Source organism: Streptomyces boncukensis, assembly GCF_011045075.1.
GTDB lineage: Bacteria > Actinomycetota > Actinomycetes > Streptomycetales > Streptomycetaceae > Streptomyces > Streptomyces boncukensis.
Window position 1 is genome coordinate 1 of record NZ_JAAKZZ010000443.1, and the last position, 6257, is coordinate 6257.

The 6257-nt window shown below is 73.6% G+C and carries 4 protein-coding genes; all 4 read left to right on the forward strand.

Features of this window, described 5'->3' with window-relative positions; all coding sequences use genetic code 11:
• The coding region (locus G5C65_RS29135; protein ID WP_165302033.1) for a [protein-PII] uridylyltransferase at positions 1-2432 on the forward strand (2432 nt) is incomplete at its 5' end.
• 75 nt (positions 2433-2507) lie between these two features.
• A complete protein-coding gene (ffh, locus tag G5C65_RS29140; protein WP_165302034.1) occupies positions 2508-4067 on the forward strand; it encodes a signal recognition particle protein in 1560 nt (519 codons plus the stop codon).
• 32 nt (positions 4068-4099) lie between these two features.
• Positions 4100-4660 (forward strand): GNAT family N-acetyltransferase, encoded by a 561-nt coding sequence (locus tag G5C65_RS29145; RefSeq protein WP_165302035.1) that lies wholly within the window; start codon positions 4100-4102, stop codon positions 4658-4660.
• Between the two features lie 144 nt (positions 4661-4804).
• The gene (gene proS, locus G5C65_RS29150; RefSeq protein WP_165302036.1) at positions 4805-6235 is read left to right on the forward strand and encodes a proline--tRNA ligase; all 1431 of its coding nucleotides are present in this window, start codon (positions 4805-4807) and stop codon (positions 6233-6235) included.
• Positions 6236-6257 lie beyond the last annotated feature (22 nt).

Here is a 6257-nt window from a genome sequence, read left to right on the forward strand (position 1 = left end):
CGGACGAGTGGCTCGCGGGCCTCCTCGCCCCCGCCCCGCCCGCCGGAGTGGCCCTCGTGGCGGTCGGCGGCCACGGACACGGCGAGCTCTCCCCGCGCAGCGACCTCGACCTGCTGCTCCTGCACGACGGCCGCGGCGCCCCCGCCGACATCGCCGCCGTCGCCGACCGCGTCTGGTACCCGGTGTGGGACCTGGGCCTGGCCCTGGACCACTCGGTGCGCACCCCCGCGCAGGCCCGGAAGGCGGCGGAGGACGACCTCAGAGTGCAGCTGGGGCTGCTGGAGGCCCGCCATGTCGCCGGCGACCCGGCGCTCACCGCGGAGCTGCGCACGGCGGCTCTCGCCCGCTGGCGCGCCCAGGCCCACCGGCGGCTCCCCGAGCTGCGGGAGGCGTGCGAGGAGCGGCTGCGCCGCCACGGCGAGCTGCGGTTCCTGCTGGAGCCCGACCTGAAGGAGGCGCGGGGCGGCCTGCGCGACGCGACCGCGCTGCGCGCCGTCGCCGCGTCCTGGCTGGCCGACGCGCCGCGTGCGGGCCTGACGGAGGCCCGCCGCTGCCTCCTGGACGTACGGGACGCGCTGCACCTGTCCACGGGGCGTGCCACCGACCGGCTGGCGCTGCAGGACCAGGAGCAGGTGGCGAACGCTCTGGGGCTGCTGGACGCCGACACGCTGCTGCGGCAGGTGTACGAGGCGGCCCGCGCGATCGCGTACGCCGGTGAGGTCACCTGGCGGGAGATCGGCCGGGTGCTGCGGTCGCGCTCCGGGCGGGGGCCGGGCCGTACGCGGCTGCGCGGCCTGCTCGCGTCCGGCCCCGCCGGGGAGCGGGCACCGCTGGCCGAGGGGGTGGTGGACCACGAGGGCGAGGCGGCGCTGGCGCTCGGCGCGCGCCCCGAGCGCGATCCCGTGCTGCCGCTGCGCGCGGCAGCGGCGGCAGCGCAGGCGGGACTCCCGCTCTCCCCGCCCACCGTACGGAAGTTCGCGCGCGCCGGGCGCGAACTGCCCGTTCCCTGGCCCCGGGAGGCGCGCGAGGAGTTCGTGACGCTCCTCGGCGCCGGCGAGGCGACGGTGCCGGTGTGGGAGGCGCTGGAGGCCGAGGGGCTGGTGTCGCGGCTGCTCCCGGACTGGGAGCGGGTGCGGTGCCGCCCGCAGCGCAACCCCGTCCACCGCTTCACGGTGGACCGGCATCTGGTGGAGACAGCCGTCCGCGCCGCCGCGCTCGCCCGGCGGGTGCACCGTCCGGACCTGCTGCTGGTGGGCGCGCTGCTGCACGACATCGGCAAGGGCTGGCCGGGCGACCACGCGGTCAGCGGCGAGACCATCGCGCGTGACATGGCGGCGCGGATGGGCTTCGGCGCCGCGGACGCGGAGGTGCTCGCCACCCTCGTACGCCACCATCTGCTGCTCGTCGAGACGGCCACCCGGCGGGATCTGGACGACCCGGCGACGGTCCGCACGGTCGCCCGTGCCGTCGGCACGCGGGGCACGCTGGAGCTGCTGCACGCCCTTACGGAGGCCGACGCGCTCGCCACGGGTCCGGCGGCCTGGTCGCAGTGGCGCGCCGGGCTGGTCGCCGATTTGGTCGCCCGCACCGACGCCGTCCTGTCCGGCGAACCGGCCGAGTGGCAGGCCGCGCCGTACGAGCCGACGGCGGAGGCCGAACGGCTCGCCGTGGAGGCGTGGCGCACCGGCGGGCCCGTGCTCGCGCTGCACACGCGCGCCGAGGGCGGGGCAGCGGAGGTCGGGACGGACGGCGCCGGTGCGGGCGTCGGCGGGCCGGGCGACGGCGGGACCGGCGGCGGTGCGGAGGCCGAACCCGTGGGTGTGGAGCTGCAGATCGCGCTGTCCGACCGGCCGGGTGTGCTGCCCGCCGTGGCCGGTGTGCTGGCGCTGCACAGGCTGACGGTGCGCTCCGCGGACCTGCGGCACCTGGACCTCTCCGAGGCCGTCACAGGGGCGCCTGCGGCCTCCGTGCTGCTGCTCACCTGGCGGGTGGCCGCCGAGTACGGCTCGCTGCCCCAGGCGGCCCGGTTGCGCAGCGATCTCGTGCGCGCCCTGGACGGCAGCCTGAACATCGACGCACGGCTCGCCGAGCGCGAGGAGGCGTACCGGGGAGCCCGCGGGCACCGCCGCAGGGGCGCCCAGGCGCCGCCGCCCCGGGTCGACGTCGCGCCCGACGGCTCGCGGCTGGCCACGGTGCTCGAAGTGCGCGCCCAGGACGCCCCCGGGCTGCTGCACCGCATCGGGCACGCGCTGGAGGAGGCGGGCGTGCGGGTGCGCAGCGCGCGGGTCAGCACGCTGGGGGCCAGCGCCGTGGATGTGTTCTATGTGACAGGCCCGGACGGTGCTCCGCTGACCTCTCCGGACGCCGCCGCGCTGGCCGGCGGGCTGGAGGCGGCGCTGCTGCCGGAGCGGGGCCCGGAAGCCCGGCGCTGACCGTGTTCGGCGCGGGCGGATACCCTGGGGAGTCGATGCAGACGTGACCGACAACGCTAAGGATCCGCGACCGCCGTGTTCGACACACTTTCCGACCGCTTGGCGAGCACTTTCAAGAACCTCCGGGGCAAGGGGCGCCTTTCGGAGGCGGACATCGACGCCACGGCGCGCGAGATCCGTATCGCCCTCCTCGAAGCGGACGTCGCGCTGCCTGTCGTGCGGGCGTTCATCAAGCAGGTCAAGGAGCGCGCGCTCGGCGCCGAGGTGTCCCAGGCGCTGAACCCGGCGCAGCAGGTCATCAAGATCGTCAACGAGGAGCTGATCAGCATCCTCGGCGGCGAGACCCGCCGCCTGCGGTTCGCCAAGACCCCTCCGACCGTCATCATGCTCGCCGGCCTGCAGGGCGCCGGCAAGACGACCCTCGCGGGCAAGCTCGGCCGCTGGCTCCAGCAGCAGGGCCACACCCCGGTGCTGGTCGCCGCCGACCTCCAGCGGCCCAACGCCGTCAACCAGCTCTCCGTCGTCGCGGAGCGCGCCGGTGTCGCCGTCTTCGCTCCGGAGCCGGGCAACGGCGTGGGCGACCCGGTGCGGGTCGCCAAGGACTCGATCGCCCACGCCCGCGACAAGCAGCACGACGTGGTCATCGTCGACACCGCCGGGCGGCTCGGCATCGACCAGGAGATGATGCAGCAGGCCGCCGACATCCGCGACGAGGTCAGCCCCGACGAGATCCTGTTCGTCGTCGACGCGATGATCGGCCAGGACGCGGTCACCACGGCCGAGGCGTTCCGGGACGGCGTCGGCTTCGACGGCGTGGTGCTCTCCAAGCTCGACGGTGACGCGCGCGGCGGTGCGGCCCTCTCGGTCGCCCAGGTCACCGGCAAGCAGATCATGTTCGCCTCGAACGGCGAGAAGCTGGACGACTTCGACGCGTTCCACCCGGACCGCATGGCGTCCCGCATCCTCGGCATGGGCGACATGCTCACGCTGATCGAGAAGGCCGAGCAGACCTTCAGCCAGCAAGAGGCCGAGAAGATGGCCGCCAAGCTGGCGAAGGGCCCCAAGGAGTTCACGCTCGACGACTTCCTGGCGCAGATGGAGCAGGTCCGCAAGATGGGCTCCATCTCCAAGCTGCTCGGCATGATGCCGGGCATGGGCCAGATGAAGGACCAGATCAACAACCTGGACGAGCGCGAGGTCGACCGCACCGCGGCCGTCATCAAGTCCATGACACCTTCCGAGCGCGCCGAGCCCACCATCATCAACGGCTCGCGCCGCGCCCGTATCGCCCGCGGCGCCGGTGTGGACGTCAGCACCGTCAAGAACCTGGTGGAGCGGTTCTTCGAGGCCCGCAAGATGATGTCCAAGATGGCCCAGGGCGGCGGAGTGCCGGGTATGCCCGCGATGCCCGGTATGCCGGGCGGTGCGGGCGGCAAGAAGAAGGGCAAGCAGCAGAAGAAGAGCAAGGGGCGGCGCCAGTCGGGCAACCCGATGAAGCGCAAGCAGGAGGAGCAGGACGCCGCGGCCCGCAAGGCGGGCACCCAGGGCGGCGCCTTCGGCATCCCGGCCGCCGGCCAGGACCCGGGCGACTTCGAGCTGCCCCAGGAGTTCAAGGACATCCTGCCCCCGAAGTGAGCCGCCCGGCGCGTGGGCGGATGATGTGGACCATGTCCACCATGCCCGCGATGCGCGTCTACGTCCGACCGCCCCGCCCCGACGACGAACGGATGTACAGCGAGGCCGTCGTCCGCTCCGCCGACCACCTCACCCCGTGGAACCCGGTGGAGCCCGACGGCCTTCCCGACCTGCTCCGCCGGCAGGGCCCCGGACTGCGCACCTTCATGGTCATCAACAGCGAGGACGAGGGCCTGGTCGGCAAGGTCAACGTCGCCAACATCGTGCGGGCCCGCTTCCGCAGCGCCTCCCTCGGCTACGACAGCTATCTGCCGTACGCCGGGACCGGCAGGATGTCGGAGGGCATGCGGCTGGTCGTCGACCGCTGTTTCGCGCCCGGACCCGAGGGTCTCGGCCTGCACCGGCTGGAGATCAACGTCCAGCCCGAGAACCACCGCTCCCTCGCCATGGCCAAGCGGCTGGGCTTCCGGCACGAGGGCTTCTCCCCCCGCATGCTGTTCATCAACAGCGCCTGGCGCGACCACGAGCGCTTCGCCCTCACGGCGGAGGAGTGGCCGACGCCGCTGGAGGGCCGGCAAGCACAGCACGGCTGATCTGGGCACTGGTCACCGGGCACGCGCTGTGACGTACCGGAACAGGCCCGGCATCCACACCGCCCAGTCGCGTGCCCGTGCGGACTCCTGCGCGGTCGCCCCTGCGGCGCGGCGGTCCGGCGGGGGAGACGTACTATGCCCGCCATGGCGAAGTCACCTGTCCTCGCGCCCCGTTCCGAGGACTTCCCGCGCTGGTATCAGGAGCTGGTCAACAAGGCGGAGCTCGCCGAGAACGGCCCGGTGCGCGGCACCATGGTGATCCGACCGTACGGCTACGCGCTGTGGGAGCGGATGCAGCAGGGGCTGGACGCCCGTATCAAGGACGCGGGCGCGCAGAACGCGTACTTCCCGCTGCTCATTCCGCAGTCCTACATGACGAGGGAGGCCGAGCACGTCGAGGGCTTCTCGCCGGAGCTGGCCGTGGTGACGCACGGCGGCGGCAAGGAGCTGGAGGAGCCCGCCGTCGTCCGGCCCACCTCCGAGACGGTCATCAACGCCTCCTTCGCACGGTGGGTGCAGAGCTACCGGGACCTGCCGCTGCTGATCAACCAGTGGGCGAATGTCGTCCGCTGGGAGATGCGCCCCCGGCTCTTCCTGCGCACGTCGGAGTTTCTGTGGCAGGAGGGCCACACGGCGCACGCGACCTACGAGGAGGCGCGCGACTACGCCGCCCGCATCCACCGGGACGTCTACACCGACTTCATGGTCAACGTCCTGGCCATCGACGTCGTCCCGGGCCGCAAGACGCCGCGTGAGCGGTTCGCCGGGGCGCTCAACACGCTGACGCTCGAAGCCATGACGGGGGACGGCAAGGCGCTCCAGATGGGCACCAGCCACGAGCTCGGACAGAACTTCGCGCGGGCCTTCGGCACCCGGTACCTCTCCCGCGAGGGGAACCGCGAGTTCGTCTGGCAGACGTCCTGGGGCAGTACGACGCGGATGGTCGGCGCGCTCGTCATGGCGCACGGTGACGACGACGGACTGCGGCTGCCGCCCCGCCTCGCACCCGTACAGGCTGCGGTGGTGGCGGTCAAGGGCGACGAACCGGTGCTCGCGAAGGTGCGCGAGGTCGCCGATCTGCTGCGCGCGGCCGGCGTGCGCGTCCAGGTCGACGACCGCGTGGACACGCCCTTCGGGCGGCGTGCCGTCGACTGGGAGCTCAAGGGCGTGCCCGTACGGGTCGACATCGGCCCGCGCGACCTGGAGGCCGCGCCGGAGCACGGAGGAACCGCGACCCTGGTCCGCCGGATTCAGGGGAGCAAGGAGCCGGTCCGGGTGGACGTCCTGCCCGGACTGCTGCCCGGCCTGCTGGAGGAGGACCAGGCCACCCTGCTGCGTCAGTCGGGGGAGCTGCGTGCGAGACGCACGAGTCAGGTGCGTACGATCGGGGAAGCCGCGGACGTGGCGGCCGCCGGGGGGTGGGCGCGCATTCCGTGGGCCGCGGTCGGCTCCGAGGGGGAGGACGAGCTCGCGGCGCGGTCGGCGACCGTGCGCTGCCTGGTCGCCGAGGATGGTTCGGTGCCCGAGTCGGACGACGCGCCCGGGACCATGGCCCTGGTGGCGCGCGCGTACTGACGACGGGACGAGAGGGCGGGAG

Coding starts and splice junctions, on each gene's coding strand:
- G5C65_RS29145 (WP_165302035.1), top strand. CDS start 4,100: ATGTCCACCATGCCCGCGATGCGCGTCTACGTCCGACCGCCCCGCCCC.
- proS (WP_165302036.1), top strand. CDS start 4,805: ATGGCGAAGTCACCTGTCCTCGCGCCCCGTTCCGAGGACTTCCCGCGC.